The sequence below is a fragment of the Pseudomonas sp. P5_152 genome (genome assembly GCF_033989915.1).
Lineage (GTDB): Bacteria > Pseudomonadota > Gammaproteobacteria > Pseudomonadales > Pseudomonadaceae > Aquipseudomonas.
Map to the genome: position 1 here is coordinate 925,271 of NZ_JASFAH010000002.1, position 22,018 is coordinate 947,288.

General features: G+C 61.2%; 23 protein-coding genes. 12 read left to right on the forward strand and 11 right to left on the reverse strand.

All coding sequences use genetic code 11. The features are described from left to right. Positions 1-5: 5 nt before the first annotated feature. The 3 genes from QMK50_RS03995 to QMK50_RS04005 are packed head-to-tail and all read right to left on the reverse strand — an operon-like array spanning position 6 to position 3,078. A complete protein-coding gene (locus tag QMK50_RS03995) occupies positions 6-872 on the reverse strand; it encodes a sugar ABC transporter permease (protein ID WP_320332591.1) in 867 nt (288 codons plus the stop codon). Further along, entirely contained in the window at positions 869-1,984 is a 1,116-nt protein-coding gene (locus QMK50_RS04000) for an ABC transporter ATP-binding protein (protein ID WP_320332592.1), read from the reverse strand. The genes QMK50_RS03995 and QMK50_RS04000 overlap by 4 nt, the downstream gene beginning before the upstream one ends. Further along, the gene (locus QMK50_RS04005) at positions 1,984-3,078 is read right to left on the reverse strand and encodes an ABC transporter ATP-binding protein (RefSeq protein ID WP_320332593.1); all 1,095 of its coding nucleotides are present in this window, start codon (positions 3,076-3,078) and stop codon (positions 1,984-1,986) included. Before QMK50_RS04005 ends, QMK50_RS04000 begins: the two co-directional genes overlap by 1 nt. A 292-nt stretch (positions 3,079-3,370) precedes the next feature. Between QMK50_RS04005 and QMK50_RS04010 the strand changes: the two genes are divergently transcribed. Beyond that, positions 3,371-5,206, forward strand: a complete 1,836-nt coding sequence (locus QMK50_RS04010; RefSeq protein WP_320332594.1) for a sigma-54-dependent Fis family transcriptional regulator — start codon at positions 3,371-3,373, stop codon at positions 5,204-5,206. Between the two features lie 129 nt (positions 5,207-5,335). Here the strand turns inward: QMK50_RS04010 and gltS are convergent, their stop codons facing one another. The 5 genes from gltS to QMK50_RS04035 form a co-directional block, all read right to left on the reverse strand. Further along, entirely contained in the window at positions 5,336-6,544 is a 1,209-nt protein-coding gene (gene gltS / locus QMK50_RS04015) for a sodium/glutamate symporter (protein ID WP_095171363.1), read from the reverse strand. A 58-nt stretch (positions 6,545-6,602) separates the two neighbouring features. Then, entirely contained in the window at positions 6,603-7,541 is a 939-nt protein-coding gene (hutG, locus tag QMK50_RS04020) for a formimidoylglutamase (protein WP_095171365.1), read from the reverse strand. Between the two features lie 20 nt (positions 7,542-7,561). After that, complete coding sequence (locus QMK50_RS04025; protein ID WP_320332595.1) at positions 7,562-8,287, reverse strand: IclR family transcriptional regulator; 726 nt, start codon at positions 8,285-8,287, stop codon at positions 7,562-7,564. Between the two features lie 203 nt (positions 8,288-8,490). Then, on the reverse strand, positions 8,491-9,873 hold the full coding sequence (gene cysS, locus QMK50_RS04030) for a cysteine--tRNA ligase (RefSeq protein WP_159996908.1): 1,383 nt from the start codon (positions 9,871-9,873) through the stop codon (positions 8,491-8,493). An 18-nt stretch (positions 9,874-9,891) separates the two neighbouring features. Continuing rightward, positions 9,892-11,592, reverse strand: a complete 1,701-nt coding sequence (locus tag QMK50_RS04035) for a glutamine--tRNA ligase/YqeY domain fusion protein (RefSeq protein ID WP_320332596.1) — start codon at positions 11,590-11,592, stop codon at positions 9,892-9,894. Positions 11,593-11,842: 250 nt separating this feature from the next. Here QMK50_RS04035 and QMK50_RS04040 point away from each other — a divergent pair, with 250 nt between their 5' ends. Together QMK50_RS04040 and lpxH are read left to right on the forward strand one after the other, a co-directional pair. After that, positions 11,843-12,346 carry a peptidylprolyl isomerase gene (locus tag QMK50_RS04040; RefSeq protein WP_095171372.1) on the forward strand — a complete coding sequence of 168 codons (504 nt, stop codon included), beginning with the start codon at positions 11,843-11,845 and terminating at the stop codon, positions 12,344-12,346. Next, complete coding sequence (gene lpxH / locus QMK50_RS04045) at positions 12,343-13,086, forward strand: UDP-2,3-diacylglucosamine diphosphatase (RefSeq protein WP_095171374.1); 744 nt, start codon at positions 12,343-12,345, stop codon at positions 13,084-13,086. The genes QMK50_RS04040 and lpxH overlap by 4 nt, the downstream gene beginning before the upstream one ends. 100 nt (positions 13,087-13,186) lie before the next feature. Here lpxH and QMK50_RS04050 read toward each other — a convergent pair whose 3' ends face one another. Then, positions 13,187-13,525, reverse strand: coding sequence for a hypothetical protein (locus QMK50_RS04050; protein WP_320332597.1), 339 nt, complete (start codon positions 13,523-13,525; stop codon positions 13,187-13,189). 168 nt (positions 13,526-13,693) lie between these two features. Here QMK50_RS04050 and QMK50_RS04055 point away from each other — a divergent pair, with 168 nt between their 5' ends. The 9 genes from QMK50_RS04055 (at position 13,694) to QMK50_RS04095 (ending at position 18,585) form a co-directional block, all read left to right on the forward strand. Next, positions 13,694-13,942, forward strand: coding sequence for a hypothetical protein (locus QMK50_RS04055; RefSeq protein ID WP_095171377.1), 249 nt, complete (start codon positions 13,694-13,696; stop codon positions 13,940-13,942). Positions 13,943-14,001: 59 nt separating this feature from the next. Beyond that, positions 14,002-14,331, forward strand: coding sequence for a DUF6388 family protein (locus QMK50_RS04060; RefSeq protein WP_159996912.1), 330 nt, complete (start codon positions 14,002-14,004; stop codon positions 14,329-14,331). Positions 14,332-14,334: 3 nt separating this feature from the next. Next, positions 14,335-15,039 carry a YoaK family protein gene (locus QMK50_RS04065; RefSeq protein ID WP_159996914.1) on the forward strand — a complete coding sequence of 235 codons (705 nt, stop codon included), beginning with the start codon at positions 14,335-14,337 and terminating at the stop codon, positions 15,037-15,039. A gap of 65 nt (positions 15,040-15,104) precedes the next feature. Then, positions 15,105-15,497, forward strand: a complete 393-nt coding sequence (gene tusD / locus QMK50_RS04070) for a sulfurtransferase complex subunit TusD (RefSeq protein WP_095171383.1) — start codon at positions 15,105-15,107, stop codon at positions 15,495-15,497. Positions 15,498-15,500: 3 nt separating this feature from the next. After that, on the forward strand, positions 15,501-15,863 hold the full coding sequence (gene tusC / locus QMK50_RS04075) for a sulfurtransferase complex subunit TusC (RefSeq protein WP_320332598.1): 363 nt from the start codon (positions 15,501-15,503) through the stop codon (positions 15,861-15,863). Next, the gene (tusB, locus tag QMK50_RS04080; RefSeq protein ID WP_159996920.1) at positions 15,863-16,162 is read left to right on the forward strand and encodes a sulfurtransferase complex subunit TusB; all 300 of its coding nucleotides are present in this window, start codon (positions 15,863-15,865) and stop codon (positions 16,160-16,162) included. Before tusC ends, tusB begins: the two co-directional genes overlap by 1 nt. After that, positions 16,159-16,494 (forward strand): TusE/DsrC/DsvC family sulfur relay protein, encoded by a 336-nt coding sequence (locus tag QMK50_RS04085; RefSeq protein ID WP_159996922.1) that lies wholly within the window; start codon positions 16,159-16,161, stop codon positions 16,492-16,494. Before tusB ends, QMK50_RS04085 begins: the two co-directional genes overlap by 4 nt. Then, entirely contained in the window at positions 16,491-17,492 is a 1,002-nt protein-coding gene (locus QMK50_RS04090; protein WP_159996924.1) for a glycosyl transferase family protein, read from the forward strand. The genes QMK50_RS04085 and QMK50_RS04090 overlap by 4 nt, the downstream gene beginning before the upstream one ends. Before the next feature lie 91 nt (positions 17,493-17,583). After that, a complete protein-coding gene (locus QMK50_RS04095) occupies positions 17,584-18,585 on the forward strand; it encodes a glutathione S-transferase family protein (protein WP_159996926.1) in 1,002 nt (333 codons plus the stop codon). Between the two features lie 752 nt (positions 18,586-19,337). Here QMK50_RS04095 and cysG read toward each other — a convergent pair. Continuing rightward, complete coding sequence (gene cysG / locus QMK50_RS04100; RefSeq protein ID WP_095165209.1) at positions 19,338-20,732, reverse strand: siroheme synthase CysG; 1,395 nt, start codon at positions 20,730-20,732, stop codon at positions 19,338-19,340. Further along, entirely contained in the window at positions 20,733-22,013 is a 1,281-nt protein-coding gene (gene serS / locus QMK50_RS04105) for a serine--tRNA ligase (RefSeq protein WP_320332599.1), read from the reverse strand. It abuts the gene before it with no gap. Positions 22,014-22,018 lie beyond the last annotated feature (5 nt).

Below are 22,018 nucleotides of genomic sequence, written 5' to 3' on the forward strand. Positions count from 1 at the left end.
GGGCCTCAGCGGTTGGCGTCGGAGTGGGTCATGGCGGTGTAGAACAGCCAGGACACCAGCAGGATGATCAGGAAGTACACCAGCGAGAAGGCCGCCGCCGGCCCCAGGTCAAACTGGCCGATCGCCATTTGGGTCAGGGTCTGGCTGAGGAAGGTGGTGGCGTTGCCCGGCCCACCACCGGTGAGCACGAACGGCTCGGTGTAGATCATGAAGCTGTCCATGAAACGCAGCATCACCGCGATCAGCAGCACACTCTTGAGCTTGGGCAACTGGATGTGGCGAAACACCGCCCAACTCGATGCCCGGTCGATCCGGGCGGCCTGGTAGTAGACATCCGGGATTGCACGCAGACCGGAGAAACACAACAGGGCCACCAGCGAGGTCCAGTGCCAGACATCCATCACCAACACCGTGACCCAGGCATCCATGGTGTTGGCCGCGTAGTTGTAGCTGATGCCCATGGCGTTGAGGGTCGAGCCCAGCAGGCCGATGTCGGCGCGGCCGAAAATCTGCCAGATGGTGCCGACCACGTTCCATGGAATCAGCAGCGGGATTGCCAGGATGATCAGCACCAGCGACGACCAGCGGCCCTTGGTCGGCATGGTCAGGGCGATGCCGATGCCCAGCGGGATCTCGATCAGCAGCACACAGGCGGAATAGATGAACTGGCGCAGCAGCGAGTCGTGCAGCCGTGGGTCCAGCAGCACCTGTTTGTACCAGTCGGCCCCGACGAAGTAGCGGCTGGACTGGTCGAAGATGTCCTGCACCGAATAGTTGACCACGGTCATCATCGGGATCACCGCACTGAACGCCACCAGCAGGAACACCGGCAGCACCAGCCACCACGCCTTGTTGTTCTGCACCTTGTTCATGGCTGCCCCTCGTTGCTGGCGTGCATGGGTAGCAGATAGTCATCGGCGTAGACCATCAGCCACTGCGCCGGAAAGCTGATATAGGCGGTGCCCTGGGGCACCGGCTTGTCTTCGGCCAGGCGCACTTTGAGCGGCACGCCGCCCAGGTTCAGGGTCATGATCTTGTAGGTGCCCAGGTCCTCGACATGCACCACCGTCGCTTGCATTGCCTCATCGAAGGGCTCGTCCCAGACATGCACGAACTCCGGGCGGATGCCAACCTTCAGCGATTTGCCGGCGGCCTCGGCGATGCGCTGCTGCAGACCTTCGGAAAGCGGCAAGTCGATGTCAGCGAAACCCACGCCGCCGGGACGTGGGCTGACCTCGATCAGGTTCATCCCCGGGCTGCCGATGAAATAACCGACGAAGGTATGGCTCGGCCGCTCGAACAGCTCGCGCGGGGTACCGAACTGGACGATCTGCCCGCCGTACATCACCGCGATCTTGTCGGCGAAAGTCGAGGCCTCGAGTTGATCGTGTGTGACGTAGACCATGGTGATGTTGAATTGCTCGTGGATCTGCTTGAGCTTGCGCCGCAGCTTCCACTTAAGGTGCGGGTCGATCACCGTCAGCGGCTCGTCGAACAGGATCGCCGACACATCGTCACGCACCAGCCCGCGGCCCATGGAGACTTTCTGTTTTTCATCGGCGCTGAGGTTGCGCGCCTTTTTCCCCAGCAGCGCCTGCAGGTCGAGGACCTCGGCGATTTCCTGGACCTTACTGTGTACCCGGGCCTCGGCCATGCCTTGGTTGCGCAGGGGAAAAGCCAGGTTGTCGAACACCGTCATGGTGTCGTAGACCACCGGAAACTGGAAAACCTGAGCGATGTTGCGCTTCTCCGGGGTCAGTTGGTTGACCACCTTGTTGTCGAACAGCACCTGGCCTTCGGAAGGGCTGAGCAGGCCGGAAATGATGTTGAGCAAGGTCGACTTGCCGCATCCGGAAGGCCCGAGCAAGGCGTAGGCCCCGCCCTGTTCCCAGACATGGTTCATCTCGCGGATCGCGTAGTCTTCAGGCCCCGCCGGGGTGCGGATGTAGCTGTGGGCGAGGTTGTGCAAGTGAATTTCGGCCATCAGGCAACCCTCGCGACACGTCGGCCGGGCGCCTGTAGCAAGCGTCCCTGGCCGTCGAAGACAAACAGTTTGTGGGTCGGGATGTAGATGCGGATCGGCGCATCGACGTCGTACTCGTGCACCCCGGGCAAGTGCAGCACCAGCAGGAAGTGTTCGTTGCGCACATGCAGGAAAGTTTCCGAACCGCTGATTTCCGCCACTTCGACGGTCACCGCCAGTTCCAGGTCGTCGTCGTTGCTCGGTACCAGGGAGATATGGCTGGGGCGCACGCCAAAGCGGAACTCGCCCTCACCCACCGGGCGCAAGTCGACGTTCAGCGGGAAGTGCACAAAATTGGCGAAGCTGACTTCGTTGCCGACGATGCGCCCCGGCATCAGGTTGATCGGTGGCTCGGAGAACAGTTCGGCGGCCAACACGGTCTGCGGCTGATGATAGACCTCGGCAGTCTTGCCACTCTGGATCACCCGCCCCTCGTGCAGGATCGTGGTGGTGCCGCCCAGGGCCAGCGCCTCGTTGGGTTCGGTGGTGGCGTAGATGGCAATGGTATGGCGCGCCTGGAACAACTCGCGCATTTCCTGGCGCAGCTCTTCGCGCAGCTTGTAGTCGAGGTTGACCAGGGGCTCGTCGAACAGGATCAGTTCGGCATCCTTGACCAGCGCCCGGGCCATGGCGGTGCGCTGCTGCTGGCCGCCCGACAGTTCCAGCGGATAACGCTTGAGGAACTTGTCGATGCGCAGCATCTGCGCGGTCTCGTGCACCTTGCTCTGGATCAGCTCGGCCGAGATCCCGGCTTGGCGCAAGGGCGAGGCGATGTTCTCGAACACGGTCATGGTCGGGTAGTTGATGAACTGTTGATAGACCATCGACACGTTGCGCAGACGCACCGGGCGCTGGGTGACATCGACCCCGTTCATCAGGAGACGCCCGCTGTCAGGCTTGTCGAGACCGGCCATCAAGCGCATCAGGCTGGTCTTGCCCGACAGCGTGCGGCCCAGCAGGACGTTGAACGACCCGGGCTCGAAGTGCAGGTTGGCATCATCGATCCAGACTTGGCCCTCGACGGTGCGGCTGACGTGCTCCAGCGTTAATGACATGGCTCGGCCTTTTTCTTATTGGAGTCAAGCGACCGAGGTGACAGAGCGACATTCGTGCCAGAAATTCCAAGCGCTTGATCTGCCTTGGATTTCACCAAAAGGAGGATTCTGGCGGGTTCGCCGCTGAACAGAAATGAACAACATTGGCAGGACAATTGAACAGTTGCCGAGTTGACTTTGAACAATTGTGAACAACACTTAACCGACTACGCCGCAGCGTAGACTCGACAGCTGCAGCGATCGTGTTTGCCCATAACAAAAACAATAAATGCTCGCCCAGGGACTGCCCGCCATGTCCGCGCCTGCCTCGCCCTTGCCTCACGATGCCATCATCCAGAACTCCTGGTCGCGCTGCCGCGCGTTCGGGCTCGATCATCAAAGCCCCCCGGCCTTCGACCAACTCCCCGCCGCCGGCATCGCACGTCTGCTGGAAAGCCAGCACTCCCTGGTGCAGACCACCCACCAGGAAGTGCTGCCCTACTATGAGAACATCCTGAGCAACTCCAACTGCCTGATCATGCTGGCCGACAACCAGGGCCAAGTGCTGACCTCATGGGGTACCCAGCGTTTTATCGAGCCGTGCCTGAGCCGTGGCTTCAACGCCGGTGCCAGTTGGCGTGAGCAATCCAGCGGCACCAACGCCATCGGTACCGCCCTGGCCTGCGAACAGGCCGTGCATATCGCCCACGATGAGCACTTTCTCAAGGCCAACCGCTTCATGACCGGCTCCGCCGCACCGATTTTCGATGCCGAGCGGCGGCTGATCGCCGTGCTCGATGTATCCAGCGACAGCTACCTGCCCCCGGACCACACCCTGGGCATGGTCAAGATGATGAGCCAGACCGTGGAAAACCGGCTGATCCTCAATCTGTTCAAGGGTGAACACTTCCAGTTGGTGTTCAACACCGGGCTGAACAACCTCGACAGCCAATGGGCCGGCCTGCTGATTTTTGATGAAAGCGGTCAGGTGCTCTCGGCCAATCGGCGCGCGGACAATCTGCTGGGCATCAGCTTGTCGCGGGTCAGCATCGACAGTCTGTTCAAGGTCTCGTTGCTGGAGTTGCTCAACCAGCCCGACGGTCTGCCCTTCGCCCTGCAGGCGGCCGGGCGCAATCGTTTCCATTGCCTGCTCAAGCGGCCGTTGCAGCGCCCGGTGCAGGCCCGGGTGTTTGCCCAAGCCCCCCTCCCCGCGCCACAGCCCATCAGCCTCGGCACCCTGCACTTTGGTGACAGTCGCGTGGAAAAGGCCGTGCGCCAGGCCGAGCGTCTGTTGGAAAAAGACATTCCCCTGTTGATTCACGGCGAAACCGGGGTGGGCAAGGAAGTCTTCGTCAAGGCCCTGCACCAGGCGAGCTCACGCAGCAAACAGGCATTTATCGCCGTCAACTGCGCGGCGATCCCCGCCGAACTGGTGGAATCCGAGCTGTTTGGCTATGAAAAAGGTGCCTTCACTGGCGCCAATCAGAAAGGCAGCATCGGCCTGATCCGCAAGGCCGACAAAGGCACCCTGTTTCTCGACGAAATCGGCGACATGCCACTGCCGACCCAGGCCCGGCTGCTGCGAGTGCTGCAGGAGCGTTGCGTGCAACCGGTGGGCAGCAGTGAACTGTTCGCGGTGGATATCCGCATCATCTCGGCCACCAACCGTTCATTGCGCGAGCAGGTGCAACTGGGGCGCTTTCGCGAGGACCTGTATTACCGCATCGGCGGCCTGACTCTGGAACTGCCACCGCTGCGCGAGCGCAGCGATAAGCAGGCGCTGTTCAAGTGTCTCTGGGAACAGCACCGCGAGGCGCTCCAGTGGGCCGGCTTGAGCCCGGAGGTACTGGCCCTGTTCGAACGCCATCCATGGCCTGGCAATCTGCGCCAGGTCAGCAGCGTGATCCAGGTGGCCCTGGCCATGGCCGAAGACCAACCGGTGCGGCCGGAGCATTTACCGGATGATTTTTTTGTCGACCTGGAGATGGAACCGCTTGAGACGCCCGAGACTTTGGCGGTGGACTTGAATGATACCGAGGATTTGAATCGGCAGTTGCAGGCAGTTGGGGGGAATATTTCGCATTTGGCACGGCGGTTGGGGGTTAGTCGCAATACCCTCTATAAAAGGTTGCGCCAGTGCGAGAGCTGACCGCAGTGCGGTCAATCGCGAGCAAGCTCGCACAGTGGTTCTGGGGTGCTCGCGGATTTTGCATGCGCCGAAGCCAACTTGGGGAAGCTGGCTTCGGCGCGATTTAGCAATGAAGCAACCAGGTGATTCTCAACTGTATGCGTTGATAAACCAGGTGATCATCGGGATAGCCACAATGTCGATCAGCACGGCACCGCACAGCGGCACGATGATGAAGGCTTTGTACGAGAACACTTTGTAATGGTCACAAATGGCGCCCATGTTGGCCACTGCGTTGGGCGTCGCGCCCAGCCCGTGCCCCATGAAGCCTGCGCACAAGACTGCCGCGTCGTAGTTGCGGCCAAACAGGCGGAACAGGACGAACACGCACAGCAGAATCATGATCACCACCTGCACCACCAGGATCACCAGCAGCGGCAAGCCAAGCTTTTCCAGCTCCCAAAACTTCAGACTCATCATTGCCATGGTCAGGAACATGCCCAGGCACACATCGCCGATAGTGCTGACGGCATGGTCGGGCATCTCGATAACCTGAGCACGGTCATTGAGGTTGCGCAGGATGATCGCGACGAACATGGCGCCCACATAGCTCGGCAACACGATACCCAGATGCTGTTGCAAGCTGGAGCCCAGCCAGAACCCAAGCACCATGATCACCACAATGCAGGTCAACAAGCGCAACAAGGTGGCAGCATCCAGCGCGGGCTGCGGGGTGTGGACCACTTCTTCGAACGCCTTGAGGCTGCCAACGGCTTCGGCCTTGACTACGAGTTTGTTGCGCTCGATCAACCAGCGCGCCAGCGGGCTACCCAACAAGCCGCCTGCCACCATGCCAAAGGTTGCAGCTGCCAGCGCTGCAGTGGTCGCACCGACCGCACCGAGGTTTTCAGCAATCGGCCCGAAAGCTGCCGCCGCGCCAAAACCGCCTTCCAGTGACACCGCGCCGGCCATGATCCCCAGCAACGGGTCGATGCCCAGCAGCTTGGCGACACTGACACCCACCACGTTTTGCACCAGCGCCAGGCCCCAGCACGCACCCAGGTAGATAAACAGCAATTTGCCGCCCTTGCGCAGCAAACCCAGGCTACCACCCAAACCGACAGTGGTGAAAAACGCCACCATCAGCGGGGTTTGCAGGCTGGTGTCGAGGGTCAGGTTGAGCAGTTGCTGATCACGTAACAGCCAGATCACCAAGGCAAAACCAAAACCACCAATCACCGGTGCAGGAACACACAGGTGACGCAGCCAGTAGCTACGTTTTTTCAGTTGGGCACCCAGGCCCAGCAGGAGCAAAGCGAGAGCGAGGGTGCTCAGCGCATCCAGTTCGAATGTCAGCATGGCGAATTTCTCTTTTTCTTATGATTCAACAAGCGGTTTCAGGGATTTACGGAAAAACTTAATCGATCAGGCTGGCGAGCAGACGCGCGCCAATGCGGGCGGTTCGATTGTCGATATCCAGGCCGGGGTTGAGTTCGGCGATGTCGGCCATGCGCAATTTGCCGCTGGCCTTGGCATGACGTATCAGGTGCTCGACGATCTGCATGTCCACGCCATGGGCAGACGGCGCACTGACACCGGGCGCCTGGCTGGCGGGCAGGACATCAAGGCAGATGGTCATGTAGAGGTGATCGACGTCTTGCAAGAACTCATCGATCAGCGCTTCGCAGGCGGGTATGTCCCAGCTGTTCATTTGCCGGTCGAGGCGGTAACGCACATTCAGTCGCTGCGCCTGCTCAAACAGCGCCTGGGTGTTGTTCATCTGGCTGACACCCAGGCAGCAATAGGTGAACGGCATCTGCGCACGCTGGCAGTACTCGGCTATCTGGCGAAAAGGGGTACCCGAACTGCTTTGTTCACCATGGCGCAGATCAAAGTGGGCATCAAAGTTGAGAACGCCGATCCGCGCATGCGGGGTGGCCTGGCGCAGGTGATCGGCCAGGCCGCTAAAGCTGGCAAAGGCGATTTCATGGCCGCCACCCAACCCCAACGGCAAATGCCCCTGGTTGAGCATATAGCTGACGTGGTGAGCGTAAATCTGCTGCGCGCCTTCGAGGTTGCTGTCGGTGCAGCTCACATCGCCCGCGTCATACAGCGGCGCACGGCCGTGCCACGCCAGGTTGGCCAGCGCCTTGCGCAGTGCTGACGGGCCAAGACGGGCGCCGGTGCGTCCTTGATTACGTTTGACGCCTTCATCACAGGCCAGTCCAATCAGTGCTGCACCCGCAGACTGACCCTCGCAGAAGGGCTTGACCCATTGATGCCAGCGCAGCGCAGCCTGCCCTTCGCCAGCGTCGATACGACCTGTCCACAGGGGTATGTCAGAAACAGCAGTCATGCTTGAAACTCCAGTCAAATTCAGTCGAGCCGGGCGCTCAGGCGCAGGGCCACGTCCTGGGTCCAGCGGATCAGGCGTTCACTGCAGGTGTGCGCCCGGAAGGCAGGAGCCATGAGGCTGATGGCGCCGTGCAGGCGATTTCGGCTGTCGAGCAACGGCGCACTGATACCCCAAATGCCGTCGTCGATTTCACTCACACTCACGGCATAACCGGCAGCGCGGATATCGGCAAAACTGCGTTGGTACGTGGCGACGTCCTCGCTTTCGACGCCTTGCGCCAAAAGAGCCGACAGGCTTTGCGCCTCATCCATATAGGCCAACAGCACTCTCGCCGACGCACCGACCAACAGCGGCTGGGCCAGCCCTTTTTGGTAGCAGCAACGCAGCGGTTGCGGGCTGTCGACCAGTTCGATGCAAATCGCCTGGCCATTGCTGGGCACCATTAACGCCACGCTTTCCTGGCTTTGCTCGGCCAGGCGCTTGAGTTCCGGCTTGGCGAGGGTCACCAGCACGGCTTCGCGGTCGAATTTCTTGGCCAGTTGCAAACAAGTTGGCCCCGGCAAATAGCGACCCTGACCGTTCTCTTCGGCAAGCCCCCAGCGCAGCAGGGTCTTGAGATGGCGATAAGTGCTGCTGAGCGGCTGTGCCAGTTGCTCGGACAGTTCTTTGGCGGAGATCGCCTCGCCGGATTGCCCCAGGGTGACGAGGATTTGCAGCAAGCGATCAGTGGGCGTGTTGTAGTTCATATCGGCCTCATGCTCTTGCGGGCATGGTGCACCGAGTTTTCCATTAACTGAAACCGGATTCCCACTGAGTGGGAAAAAACCCGCAGATAACGATCAGCGGTCAGCCCTTAGCCTCACGGATGATCTGCCGAATCAATGCCTTGCGATGCCGGTCAAAACAAAACCCGCACTAGGCGGGTTTGGTTTTGCAGCGATGACACCACTCAGTCAGCCAGACGCCAGGTCGTGCCACCCTTGCCGTCTTCCAGCACCACGCCCATGGCGGTGAGCTGGTCGCGGATGCGGTCGGATTCGGCCCAGTCTTTAGCGGCACGAGCCGCCAGGCGCGCGGCGATCAAGCCATCGACTGCAGCCGCATCCACCCGCCCTTCGGCGCCAGCCTGCAGGAAGTCGTCGGCTTCGAGCTGCAGCACACCCAGCACACTGGCCAGTTCTTTCAAACGCGCTGCCAGACCGGCCGCCGCATCGAGATCGCTCTCACGCAGGCGGTTGATCTCGCGCACCATCTCGAACAGCACCGCGCAGGCTTCCGGCGTGCCGAAGTCGTCGTTCATCACCTGGGTGAACCGCTCGACAAAGGCTTCGCCACCGGCCGGCGCCACCTTCGGCAGGCCTTTCAACGCGTGGTAGAAACGCTCCAGGGCGCCCTTGGCGTCCTTGAGGTTGTCTTCCGAGTAGTTGATGGCGCTGCGGTAGTGGCTCGACACCAGCAGGTAACGCACGACTTCCGGGTGGTACTTTTCCAGCACATCGCGGATGGTGAAGAAGTTGTTCAAGGACTTGGACATCTTCTCGCCATTGATGCGAATCATCCCGCAATGCATCCACGCGTTGGCGTAGGTCTTGCCGGTGGCCGCTTCGCTCTGGGCGATTTCGTTCTCGTGGTGCGGGAACTCCAGGTCGCTGCCGCCGCCATGAATGTCGAAGGTCTCGCCCAGGCAGCAGGTGGACATCACCGAGCACTCGATGTGCCAGCCCGGACGCCCGGCGCCCCACGGCGACTCCCAGCTCGGCTCGCCCGGCTTGACGCCCTTCCACAGAACGAAATCCAGGGGATCGTCCTTGGCTTCGTCGACTTCGATCCGCGCACCGATGCGCAGGTCTTCGATCTTCTTGCGCGACAGCTTGCCGTAGCCCATGAACTTGCCGACGCGGTAGTACACGTCGCCATTGCCCGGGGCGTAGGCGTAACCCTTGTCGATCAGGGTCTGGATCATCGCGTGCATGCCCGGAATGTGATCCGTGGCGCGCGGCTCCATGTCCGGCTTCTGGATGTTCAGGCGCGCTTCGTCTTCGTGCATCGCCGCGATCATGCGCTCGGTCAAGGCTTCGAACGACTCGCCGTTCTCATTGGCCCGATTGATGATCTTGTCGTCGATGTCGGTGATGTTGCGCACGTAGGTCAGGTCGTACCCGCTGAACCGCAACCAGCGGGTCACCAGGTCGAACGCGACCATGCTGCGGCCGTGGCCGAGGTGGCAGTAGTCGTACACGGTCATGCCGCACACGTACATGCGCACCTTGTTGCCATCGAGCGGCTTGAAGACTTCTTTGCTCTTGGTGAGCGTGTTGTAGATCGTTAGCACGTTAGTTCCTTGACTGAATCACTGACCCCAGGAGTCGCGCAGGGTCACGGTACGGTTGAATACCGGAGCGCCCGGTTTCGAGTCCTTGATATCCGCGCAGAAGTAACCTTCGCGCTCGAACTGGAAACGGTCTTCCGGCTGTGCATCGCCCAGCGAAGGCTCGGCACGACAACCGGTGAGGACTTGCAGTGAGTCAGGGTTGATGTTGTCCAGGAAACTGGCGCTGTCTTCGGCCTTCTCAGGGTTGGCCGAGCGGAACAGGCGATCGTACAGGCGCACTTCGCACTCGATGCTGGCAGCCGCCGGCACCCAATGCACCACACCCTTGACCTTGCGGCCTTCAGGGTTCTTGCCCAGGGTGTCTGGATCGTAGGAGCAGCGCAGCTCGACGATATTGCCGTCGGCATCCTTGATCGCTTCGTCGGCGCGGATCACGTAGCTGCCACGCAGGCGCACTTCACCGCCCGGCTCCAGGCGCTTGTAGCCTTTTGGCGGCTCTTCGATGAAGTCGTCGCGATCGATGTAGATTTCCCGGGCGAACGGCAGCTTGCGCACGCCCAGCTCTTCTTTCTGCGGATGACGCGGCAGTTCGAGGTTTTCGACCTGGTCTTGCGGGTAGTTGGTGATCACCACCTTCAACGGACGCAACACGCACATGGCGCGCGGAGCGTTCGCGTCGAGATCCTGACGGATGCTGAATTCCAGCATGCCGAAGTCGACCACGCCATCGGAACGGTTGGTGCCAACCATGTCGCAGAAGTTGCGGATCGACGCCGGGGTGTAGCCGCGACGACGGAAGCCCGACAGCGTCGACATACGCGGGTCATCCCAGCCATGTACGTGCTTTTCATCGACCAGTTGCTTGAGCTTGCGCTTGCTGGTGATGGTGTAGTTCAGGTTCAGGCGGCTGAATTCGTACTGGCGCGGCTTGGCCGGCACCGGCAGCGCGTCCAGGAACCACTCGTACAGCGGACGATGGCTTTCGAACTCCAGGGTGCAGATCGAGTGGGTGATGCCTTCGATGGCATCCGACTGACCGTGGGTGAAGTCATAGTTGGGGTAGATGCACCACTTGTCACCGGTCTGGTGGTGGTGGGCGTGACGGATGCGGTACATGATCGGGTCGCGCAGGTTCATGTTCGGCGAGGCCATGTCGATCTTGGCCCGCAGCACCCGTGCGCCGTCCTGGAACTCACCGGCTTTCATGCGGGCGAACAGGTCGAGGTTTTCTTCCACGCTGCGCTCACGGAACGGGCTGTTCTTGCCCGGCTCGGTCAGGCTGCCGCGGTATTCCTTCGCCTGCTCAGGGGTCAGGTCGTCGACATAGGCCTTGCCCGCCTTGATCAGCTCGACCGCCCAGTCGTGCAACTGGTCGAAATACTGCGAGGCATAGCGCACTTCACCGGACCACTGGAAACCCAGCCACTTGACGTCGCTTTCGATGGCATCGATGTATTCCTGGTCTTCCTTGGCCGGGTTGGTGTCGTCGAAACGCAGGTGCGTGAAGCCACCGAATTCCTGGGCCAGGCCGAAGTTCACACAGATCGACTTGGCGTGACCGATGTGCAGGTAACCATTGGGCTCTGGCGGAAAACGGGTGACGATCTGCGTGTGCTTACCCGAGTCCAGGTCCGCCTGGATGATCGGGCGCAGGAAGTTGACCGGCACGGCTGGGCCGTTCTTGGAATTCGAGGCAGGGTCGACAGTGGGCTTGCTCATAGGATCCTTGGGCGTACAAGTGCGTGGCCTACATGCAGGCCGAACAAAACAAAGCCGCTATCATAGCCGATGCGGTCAAGTGCCTGACAGAGCAGGCCGGAAAACTGCTGCTTTTAATCGAACCCAGATGAAAAAACAGCCTCGAAATTCGCGCCCGGCACGCTAAACTGCGCACCTTGGCCGACGCTGGCCAAACCGGTTGGGGGCCGTGCTGCCCCGAAACCCACGAATTCCTTAAAGAGTAGCGATCATGACTCAAGTCAAACTGACCACCAACCACGGCGACATCGTCCTGGACCTGAACGCCGAGAAAGCCCCGATCACCGTGGCCAACTTCATCGAGTACGTTAAGGCCGGTCACTACACCAACACCGTGTTCCACCGTGTAATCGGCAACTTCATGATCCAGGGCGGCGGTTTCGAGCCAGGCATGAAGGAAAAGAAAGACAAGCGTCCAAGCATCCAGAACGAAGCGGACAACGGTCTTTCCAACGACAAGTACACCGTGGCCATGGCTCGCACCATGGAGCCGCATTCGGCTTCCGCGCAGTTCTTCATCAACGTGGCGGACAACAGCTTCCTCAACCACAGCGGCAAGAACGTGCAGGGCTGGGGCTACGCGGTGTTCGCCAAAGTGACTGCCGGCACTGACGTTGTCGACAAGATCAAGGGTGTTTCCACCACCATGAAGTCCGGCCACCAGGACGTTCCAGCAGAAGACGTGATCATCGAGAAAGCCGAGATCATTGAGTGATACTGCTGATTTCAGACTTACATCTGGAAGAGGAACGCCCGGACATCACCCGGGCGTTTCTGGATTTGCTCGCCACCCGTGCCCGCACGGCCAGTGCGCTGTACATACTGGGCGACTTTTTCGAGGCCTGGATCGGCGACGACGCCATGAGCCCCTTCCAACGCTCCATCTGCCAAGCCCTGCGCAACTTGAGCGACAGCGGCACGGCTATCTTTCTGATGCACGGCAATCGCGACTTCCTGTTGGGCAAGGCCTTCTGCAAAGCAGCCGGCTGTACCCTGCTAAAAGACCCGAGTGTGGTGCAACTCGCCGGTGAACCGGTGCTGCTGATGCACGGCGACAGCCTGTGTACCCGCGACATCGGCTACATGAAACTACGACGCTACCTGCGCAACCCGCTGACGCTGTTCATCCTGCGCCACCTGCCCCTGCGCACCCGCCACGCGCTGGCGCGCAAGTTGCGAAGCGAAAGCCGCGCGCAGACCCGCATGAAGGCCAACGACATCGTCGACGTGACCCCCGAGGAAATCCCGCGGATCATGCAGCAATACGGGGTAAAAACCCTGATCCACGGCCACACGCACCGTCCCGCCATCCACAAGCTGCAAATTGGCGACCTGGCAGCCAAGCGCATTGTGCTGGGTGACTGGGACCGTCAAGGCTGGGCATTGCAGGTGGACGACCAGGGATTCCAACTGGCCGCGTTCGACTTCCCGGTGGCTGCCTTGCCTCAGCTGTAGGAGCGAGCTTGCTCGCGATAGCAGTGGCTCAGGCACCATCGCTGTTGAATGTGCCGGCCCCATCGCAAGCAAGCTCGCTGCCACATCTATGGATAACCCCCTACAAGCAGGTCGCCAAAGCCGCCAACCGACGCGTGGCAACCCAGCTATCTTGCACCACGTAATACTTCAACACCCCGCCCTGCACATCGATAAACGACTCAGCCGACCGGGTATAAACAGTAAACCCACCACCGTCCCCCGGCTCCAGGTAACCGCTGGCATCCATCCCAAACACCGCCTCATCCTGCCAGGCAAACTGCACACACTGGGCAACCACCAGATCAGCCTTGTTCGAAGCGAGCGTCTTGTAGGGGCTCTGGGTGCGGGCCTGGTTCATCGTCGATCCCGCACACCCGGCCAGTAACAGCCCCGCCAGTGCCACCAGACAAATACGCATCGTGCTTCCTTAAATGGGTAAAACGGCGACTCTATCACTCCACACCGCCGTCTCGAAGTGCAAAGGCTCTGCTTTACTTCGAGATAAGGCGCGACAGGCCACGGTTATTCACGCACCCTGTCGCGCCATTATGGGCGCCCTGCGCCACGTACTCTTTCTGGAAAGCCAATGACCCCGAACGCCGAGCTGTACAAACCGTCCACCGACTACGCCGACAAACTGATCAGCCAGATCGGCCAGACCCCCTCCTGGATTGCCAAGCGCATTGGCGTGACCGACAAACGCATCCGCTACATTCTCGACGGCGAACGCACGGTAAAGGGCGAGACCACGCCGATCCAGATGACCTACACCGAACAATTTGCCCTCGAGTGCCTGGCAGCCGAGGCCAAGGCCAACCGCAAGAAGACTTCCTGACCCGGATCAAGGCCCGGCCCGGTACCGCGCGCATACTTTCATTTTGACCAGGATGATTCATGGCCTCGATCGAATCGCAACACGAACTGGCGCTGCAACGTTTTCTCAATGCCCATCCGGCACTGCGCGAAGAACTGGACCACCTCAATCCACTGGCCGCCCAGGCCAAAGGCGAGAGCATGGAGCAGTTTCGCAGCGAACACCTGCACCAAGCCTACGAAGCCGAGGCCGAGCGCCTGGGCCTGTTTGCCTGGGAACTGACCTTGCAGTTGACCGCCGCTACCCCCGAGGACTTCGCCGCCCAACGGCTGGAAGTGCACAAGGAGGTGGCGCAGATGGCCGGCATGGACTGGCAGGAGTACTGCGAACTGCACGGCCTCGAGCGTTAGCCGATGCTGCCTTCCCCACCCCATCGCGCCCCCACCAGCGGGCTGTTGCACGTGCAGAAATGGCGCGGCCGGGTCGGCCTGTGCCTGGTGGCGAGCCTGTCGGTCCTGGCAGGCATGACCGACGCCATCGGTTTCATGGCCACCGGCGACTTTGTTTCCTTCATGAGCGGCAACACCACCCGCCTGGCGGTGGCGATCAGCGCCAGTGACTGGCAACTGACCCTGCACCTGTCAGTGCTGGTGCTGATGTTTATCGTCGGCAACGCCTTGGGCGTGATCGTCAGTCGCATCGGTCGGCGCCGCGCCCTGCCCTTGATGCTGAGTATCGCCGCCCTGCTGTGCGCCGCTGCGGCCTGGCCATTCGAAACGCAATTCCCGGCATTGCTGGCGGCCATTCTGGCCATGGGCATGCTCAATGCCGCCGTGGAGCAGGTCAACGGCCTGCCGATTGGCCTGACTTACGTTACCGGCGCCCTGTCACGCTTCGGCCGTGGCCTGGGGCGCTGGATGCTGGGCGAGCGGCGCACGGGCTGGCGCGTGCAGTTGATCCCCTGGGCCGGGATGTTTGCCGGTGCCGTGCTGGGGGCGATCCTGGAGCAACGGTTCGGCCTGCAAGCGCTGTACGCCAGCGGCTTGTTGGCGGCCGTGCTGGGCATTGTCTCGCTGAAGATTCCGCGCCGCTGGCAACTGGGCTACATGCCACGCTGAATCGCCCTTCGCCGCACCGCCGATAAAGCATTATCATGGCCGCAGATTTATCGTCAGAGTTCGCCATGAAGTTCGCCATCGCGCTGTTTTCTGCCCCTCACGCGCCCTCCTCGCGCCGCGCCCTGCTGTTCGCCCAGGCTGCGCTGGCCGGCGGGCACCAGATTGTGCGGCTGTTTTTCTATCAGGACGGCGTCTACAACGCTTCGAGCAGCGTCGTCACCCCGCAGGATGAGCAGGACGTCGCCCTGCAGTGGCGCACCTTCGTCAGTGCGCACCAGCTCGACGGCGTGGTGTGCATCGCCGCAGCCCTGAGACGCGGTGTGCTGGACGAGACCGAGGCCAAGCGCTATCAGCGCAGCGCGATCGATGTCGATGCGCCATGGCAATTGTCCGGCCTCGGTCAACTGCACGACGCGGTGCAGGACGCCGATCGCCTGATATGCTTTGGAGGGCCGTGAGCCGTGCCTAAATCCCTGTTGATTATCAGCCGCCAGGCCCCCTGGTCCGGCCCCGGTGCCCGTGAAGCACTGGACATCGTGCTGGCCGGCGGCGCCTTCGACCTGCCCATCGGCCTGCTGTTTCTCGATGATGGCGTGTTCCAGCTGGCCAGCCAGCAGAATGCCAAGGCGGTCCAGCAGAAAGACCTCAGTGCCAACCTGCAAGCCCTTGGCCTGTTCGGTGTCGAAGACCTCTACGTCTGCGCCGACAGTGCCCACGCACGTGGCTTGCAGGCGCAGGACTTGAGCCTCGATGAACTGCAGCTATTGGCCGCCGGGCAAATCTCGGCCGTTATTGACCGCTATGACCAGGTTATTACCCTCTGATGTCGACTTTGCATGTGTTGTCTCATTCACCCTTCTCCGACAACCGGCTGGACAGTTGCCTGCGCTTGCTCGGCGGCAACGATGGCCTGCTGCTCACAGGGGACGCGGTCTATGCCCTACAACCCGGCACCACACCGTGCAATCAGTTACAGCAACGGGCTGACAGCCTGCAGCTGTTTGTCCTGGAAGAAGACGTCCAGGCTCGAGGCTTGCCGGTGCCGCAGTGGATCAAGTCCCTTGACTACCCGGCCTTCGTCGAACTGTCGATAACCTACGACAAGGTCAACAGCTGGTTATGAACACGCTGACCGTGGGTACACGCCAGATCGAACTGGACAAAGACGGCTATCTGCTCGACCTGGCGGACTGGTCGGCGCAAGTCGCCGACGCGCTGGCGGCCACCGAAGAGCTGCAACTGAGCGCCGAACACTGGGAAATCCTCGAGCTGCTGCGCGGCTTCTATCAGGAGTTCCAGCTGTCGCCGGCAACCCGCCCGCTGATCAAGTACACCGCGCTCAAGCTGGGGCCGGACAAGGGCAACAGCCTGCACCTGAACCGCCTGTTCAAAGGCACTCCCGCCAAACTCGCCGCCAAGCTGGCGGGCCTGCCCAAACCGACGAATTGTCTATGACCGATTTCGCTCCACTGCTTACCGAAACGCCCGCCGAACACCCGTTTGCCCCCTTCGTGCGCATCCTCGGCAAAGGCAAGCGCGGCGCGCGCAACCTGACCCGCGAGGAAGCCCGCGAAGCCATGGGCATGCTGCTCGACGACAAGGTCGAGGACACCCAGCTCGGCGCCTTCCTCATGCTGTTGCGGCACAAGGAAGAGAGCCCGCAAGAACTGGCGGGCTTCACCGAAGCCCTGCGCGAGCGCCTGCACGCCCCGCCCTTGGCGGTCGATCTCGACTGGCCGACCTACGCCGGCAAGAAGCGGCACCTGCCGTGGTACCTGCTGGCAGCCAAGTGCCTGGCCCAGAACGGCGTGCGCATCTTCATGCATGGCGGTGGCGCGCACACTGCCGGGCGCCTGTACAGCGAGCAACTGCTCGGCGAATTGAACATTGCGTTGTGCCGCAACTGGCAGCAAGTCGGTACGGCACTGGACAACGCTGGCCTGGCGTTCATGCCGCTGATGGACTGGGCGCCGCAACTGCAGAAGATGATCGACCTGCGCAACACGCTCGGCCTGCGCTCACCGATTCATTCGCTGGCGCGGATCCTTAACCCCCTGGGCGCGCGCTGCGGCCTGCAAAGCATTTTCCATCCGGGCTATCAGGCTGTGCATCGCGATGCCAGCGGCTTGCTCGGTGACACGGCGATTGTGGTCAAGGGCGATGGCGGTGAAATCGAGATCAACCCGGATGCCGACAGCCATCTGTACGGCACTGCCGGCGGCGAGAGCTGGGACGAAGAATGGCCACAGCTGTCGGCGCAACGTCACGTCAAGCCGGCCTCGCTGGATATCGAGCATCTGAAAGCGGTGTGGCGCGGCGATGTAGTCGACAGCTATCCGCAAATGGCCCTGATTTCGACCATGGCCCTGGCCCTGCGCGGTCTTGGCCAGCCCCGTGAGCAAGCATTTGAAACCGCCGAAAAATACTGGGCTGCTCGCGACAAATCGATTTAACCGATCATTGGCGCCCGATCTTTGCGCTTTTTGTTCGAACTCATCGGAATAGACTCGGCTCCAACGATTATTGGTTTGCGGAGTCTTGATCATGGGTTTACTCGTTGATGGCCACTGGCAGGACCAGTGGTACGAAAGCAGCAAAGACGGCGCGTTCCAGCGCGAACAGGCGAAACGCCGCAACTGGGTCACGGCTGACGGCCAGCCCGGCCCCAGCGGCGAAGGTGGCTTTAGCGCTGAAGCCGGGCGTTATCACCTTTACGTTTCGCTCGCCTGTCCGTGGGCACATCGCACGCTGATCTTGCGCAAACTCAAAGGCCTGGAAGGCCTGATCGACGTTTCGGTGGTCAGTTGGCTGATGCTGGAAAACGGCTGGACCTTCGACACTGCGCTCGGATCAACCGGCGACAAACTCGATCACTTCGACTTCATGCACCAGCGCTATACAGCCGACACGCCCGACTACACCGGCCGCGTCACCGTGCCGCTACTGTGGGACAAAAAGCTCAAACGCATCGTCAGCAATGAATCGGCCGAGATCATCCGCATGTTCAACAGCGCGTTCGATGACTTGACCGGCAATGACCTGGACTTCTACCCGGCACCGCTGCACGGCGAGATCGATGCGCTGAATGAGCGGATCTATCCGGCCGTGAACAATGGCGTGTATCGCGCAGGGTTTGCCACCTCGCAACAGGCATATGCAGAGGCGTTTGATGAGGTGTTTGCCGAGCTCGATCACCTGGAGCGTGTCTTGGGCGCAAACCGCTATCTGGCGGGGGAGTACCTGACTGAAGCGGATGTGCGCTTGTTCACTACGATGATCCGGTTCGATGCGGTGTATCACGGCCACTTCAAGTGCAACCTGCGTCGGATAGCCGATTACCCGAACCTGTCGAACTGGCTACACGAACTGTATCAATGGCCGGGGATTGCCGAGACGGTGGACTTTACCCACATCAAGAATCACTACTACGCCAGCCACAAGACCATCAATCCGACGGGGGTGGTACCAAAAGGACCGCAACAGGATTTCAACGCGGCCCATGATCGGCAGCGCTTGAGTGGCCAGGGGGTTTGGCGTAAGGCCTGATGTTGCGGGGCTTTTGAAGGCCCTATCTCGGTATAGGTATCTACACAACGTTGTAGCGGCCTCTGGGGGGTTGGATTAGGCGGAGTACATATCCATTCTTGCGATAATGGCTGATATGGGTTCCGCTTTTACAGCGGCTCACTTTTGAACAGCGCAAAAGTAAGCAAAACGCTCATACCCCCCGGGCGCCCAGGATCAAAAACAAAGCGAGGCGGCCTTAGAGCCGACCTGATCGCTAGGGCCTGCGCGGTGTGGCTTCTACTTCCTAAGACGCTGACGAAGTCAGCAATCTTTTGATCTGGCTCTGGCTCTGGCTCTGGCTCTGGCTTTTTGATCCTGGGCGCCCCGTTAACCACGCTGGCCGAACGCAGGCTTGAAGCCGTGGGTAACCCGGCAGGACGCCGGGTTAGCCGCCCCGCGCCATGGATGGCGCGTGGCGGCGGCCCACGGATTCAAGCCGGAGTGAGGGCACACCGAGCCCAAGCGAGGTGCCGAGTGGTGGGGCAAGAGCCTTTTGCTTACTTTTGGGCTCCTCCAAAAGTGAGCCGCTGTAAAAGCGGAACCATAGGAGGCCGTTACCGAAGAAATGGATATGTACTCGGTCTAATCCAACACCCCGCCCGGCCCAGAGACCGCTAAAACGTTGTGTAGATAGCTATGCCCATCGCGGGCAAGCCCGCTCCCACAGGGGATTTGTGTCCAGCACAAGTCATCTGTGGGCGCGGATGCCCGCGATATTGGCAACGCGGACTTCAGACCTGCGCCTGCGCCCCTTCAAACCATGCCAGTTTCTCACGCAGTTGCACCACCTCTCCCACGATCACCAGGGTCGGCGCATGCACTTCATGCTCCGCCACCAGGCGTGGCAGGTCGGCCAGGGTGCCGGTGAAGACTCGCTGGTTAGCGGTAGTGCCCTGCTGGATCAACGCCGCTGGCGTGTCCGCGCCCCGGCCGTGCTTGATCAACTGCTCGCAGATGATCGGCAAGCCCACCAGGCCCATGTAGAACACCAGGGTCTGGGCCGGTGCGACCAGGTCGCTCCACGGCAGGTCGCTGGTGCCGTCCTTCAGGTGACCGGTGACAAACCGCACGGATTGCGCGTAATCACGGTGGGTCAAGGGAATCCCGGCGTAGGCTGCGCAACCGCTGGCAGCGGTAATTCCCGGCACCACCTGGAACGGGATGCCCTGGGCCGCCAGCTCTTCGATTTCTTCGCCGCCGCGCCCAAAGATGAACGGATCGCCACCCTTGAGTCGCACCACACGCTTGCCTTGCCGAGCCAGGTCCACCAGTTGCTGGTTGATCTGGTCCTGGGGCACTGCGTGATCGGCGCGACGCTTGCCGACGTAGACACGCTCGGCGTCGCGCCGACAGAGTTCGAGAATCGCTGGCGCCACCAGGCGGTCGTACAGCACCACGTCTGCTTGTTGCATCAGACGCAGGGCGCGGAAGGTCAACAGGTCCGGATCACCCGGGCCCGCGCCCACCAGATACACCTCGCCGGTAGTCACGCTGGCTTCACCCGCCAGCTTGGCTTGCAGCAAGCGTTCGGCCTCGGCGCCCTGCCCGGCCAGTTGCCGATCGGCGATCGGTCCCTGGAACACGTCTTCCCAGAAGCCACGGCGTTGCTGCACGTCCGGGAACAGGCCTTTGACCTGGTCACGGAAACGCGCCGCCAAGCCCGCCAACTGGCCGTAGGTCGACGGAATCCAGGTTTCGATCTTGGCCCGGATCAGCCGCGCCAGCACCGGTGCATCACCGCCGCTGGACACCGCAATGATCAGCGGCGAACGGTCGACAATCGCTGGGAAGATCACGCTGCACAGGGCAGGCGCGTCCACCACATTGACCGGCAGGCAACGCCGATGGGCATCGGCGGAGACTTGCGCGTTCAAGGTTTCGTCATCGGTAGCGGCAATGATCAGCCCGCATCCATCCAGGTCCGATTCCTGATAGCCGCGCACCAGCAGTTCGCCGCCACTGTTTTGCACCAGCTCACGCAGCTGGACTTCGATCTCGGGTGCAACGACCCGCAGCAGCGCACCGGCATCGGCCAGCAGGCGGGATTTGCGCAAGGCAATCTCCCCTCCACCGACCACCAGCACACGGCTACCGCGCAGGTTGTGAAACAGTGGCAGATATTTCATTTAGCCGATGACCTCAAGGCCACCCATGTAGGGTTTCAGCACGTCTGGCACGCGGATCGAACCGTCAGCCTGCTGGTAGTTTTCGAGCACCGCCACCAGGGTCCGACCGACTGCCAGGCCAGAACCGTTCAAGGTGTGCACCAGCTCAGGCTTGCCGGTTTCCGGGTTACGGAAACGCGCTTGCATGCGTCGGGCCTGGAAATCACCGCAGTTGGAGCACGAGGAAATCTCGCGGTATTTGTCCTGGCTCGGAATCCACACTTCCAGGTCATAAGTCTTGACGGCGCTGAAGCCCATGTCGCCGGTGCACAGCGCCAGGGTGCGGTAAGGCAGTTCCAGCAATTGCAGGACCTTCTCGGCGTTGGCGGTGAGGCCTTCGAGGGCTTCCATCGAGGTCGACGGCTCGACGATCTGGACCATTTCAACCTTGTCGAACTGGTGCTGGCGAATCATCCCGCGGGTATCACGACCCGAGGCACCGGCTTCACTGCGAAAGCACGGGGTGTGCGCGACGAACTTGATCGGCAGCAGCTTGGCATCGACGATTTCGCCGGCGACGATGTTGGTCAGCGACACTTCGGCAGTCGGGATCAGGTACAGATCGGCCTCGCCTTCGCGGCTGATCTTGAACAGGTCTTCCTCGAATTTCGGCAGTTGGCCAGTGCCTTGCAGGGCCGGCGCTTGCACCAGATAAGGGGTGTAGGCCTCTTCGTAACCGTGTTCGGTGGTATGCAGGTTGACCATGAACTGCGCCAGGGCGCGGTGCAGACGGGCAATCGGCCCGCGCAGCAGGGCAAAACGGGCACCGGACAGCTTGGCGGCGGTTTCAAAGTCGAGCCAGCCGAACTTCTCGCCCAGGGCGACGTGGTCCTTGACCTCGAAATCGAAGGTGGCCGGGGTGCCCCAGCGACGTACTTCAACGTTGCCGTCTTCGTCCGCGCCTACCGGCACCGACTCATGCGGCAGGTTCGGCAGGCCCAGCAGGATGCCATCCAGCTCGGTCTGGATCGCGTCCAGCTCGACCTTGCCGGCCCCCAGTTCGTTGGCCATGCGCTCGACGTCGGCCATCAACGGTGCGATGTCTTCGCCGCGCTGTTTGGCCTGACCGATGGATTTGGAGCGCGCGTTACGTTCAGCCTGCAGTGCTTCGGTGCGGGTCTGGACGGTCTTGCGCTGTTCTTCCAGCGCTTCGATGCGCGCAACATCCAGCACAAAACCACGGGATGCCAGGCGGTCCGCTACGTCCTGAAGGTTGCTACGTAACAGTTTGGAATCGAGCATGTCGG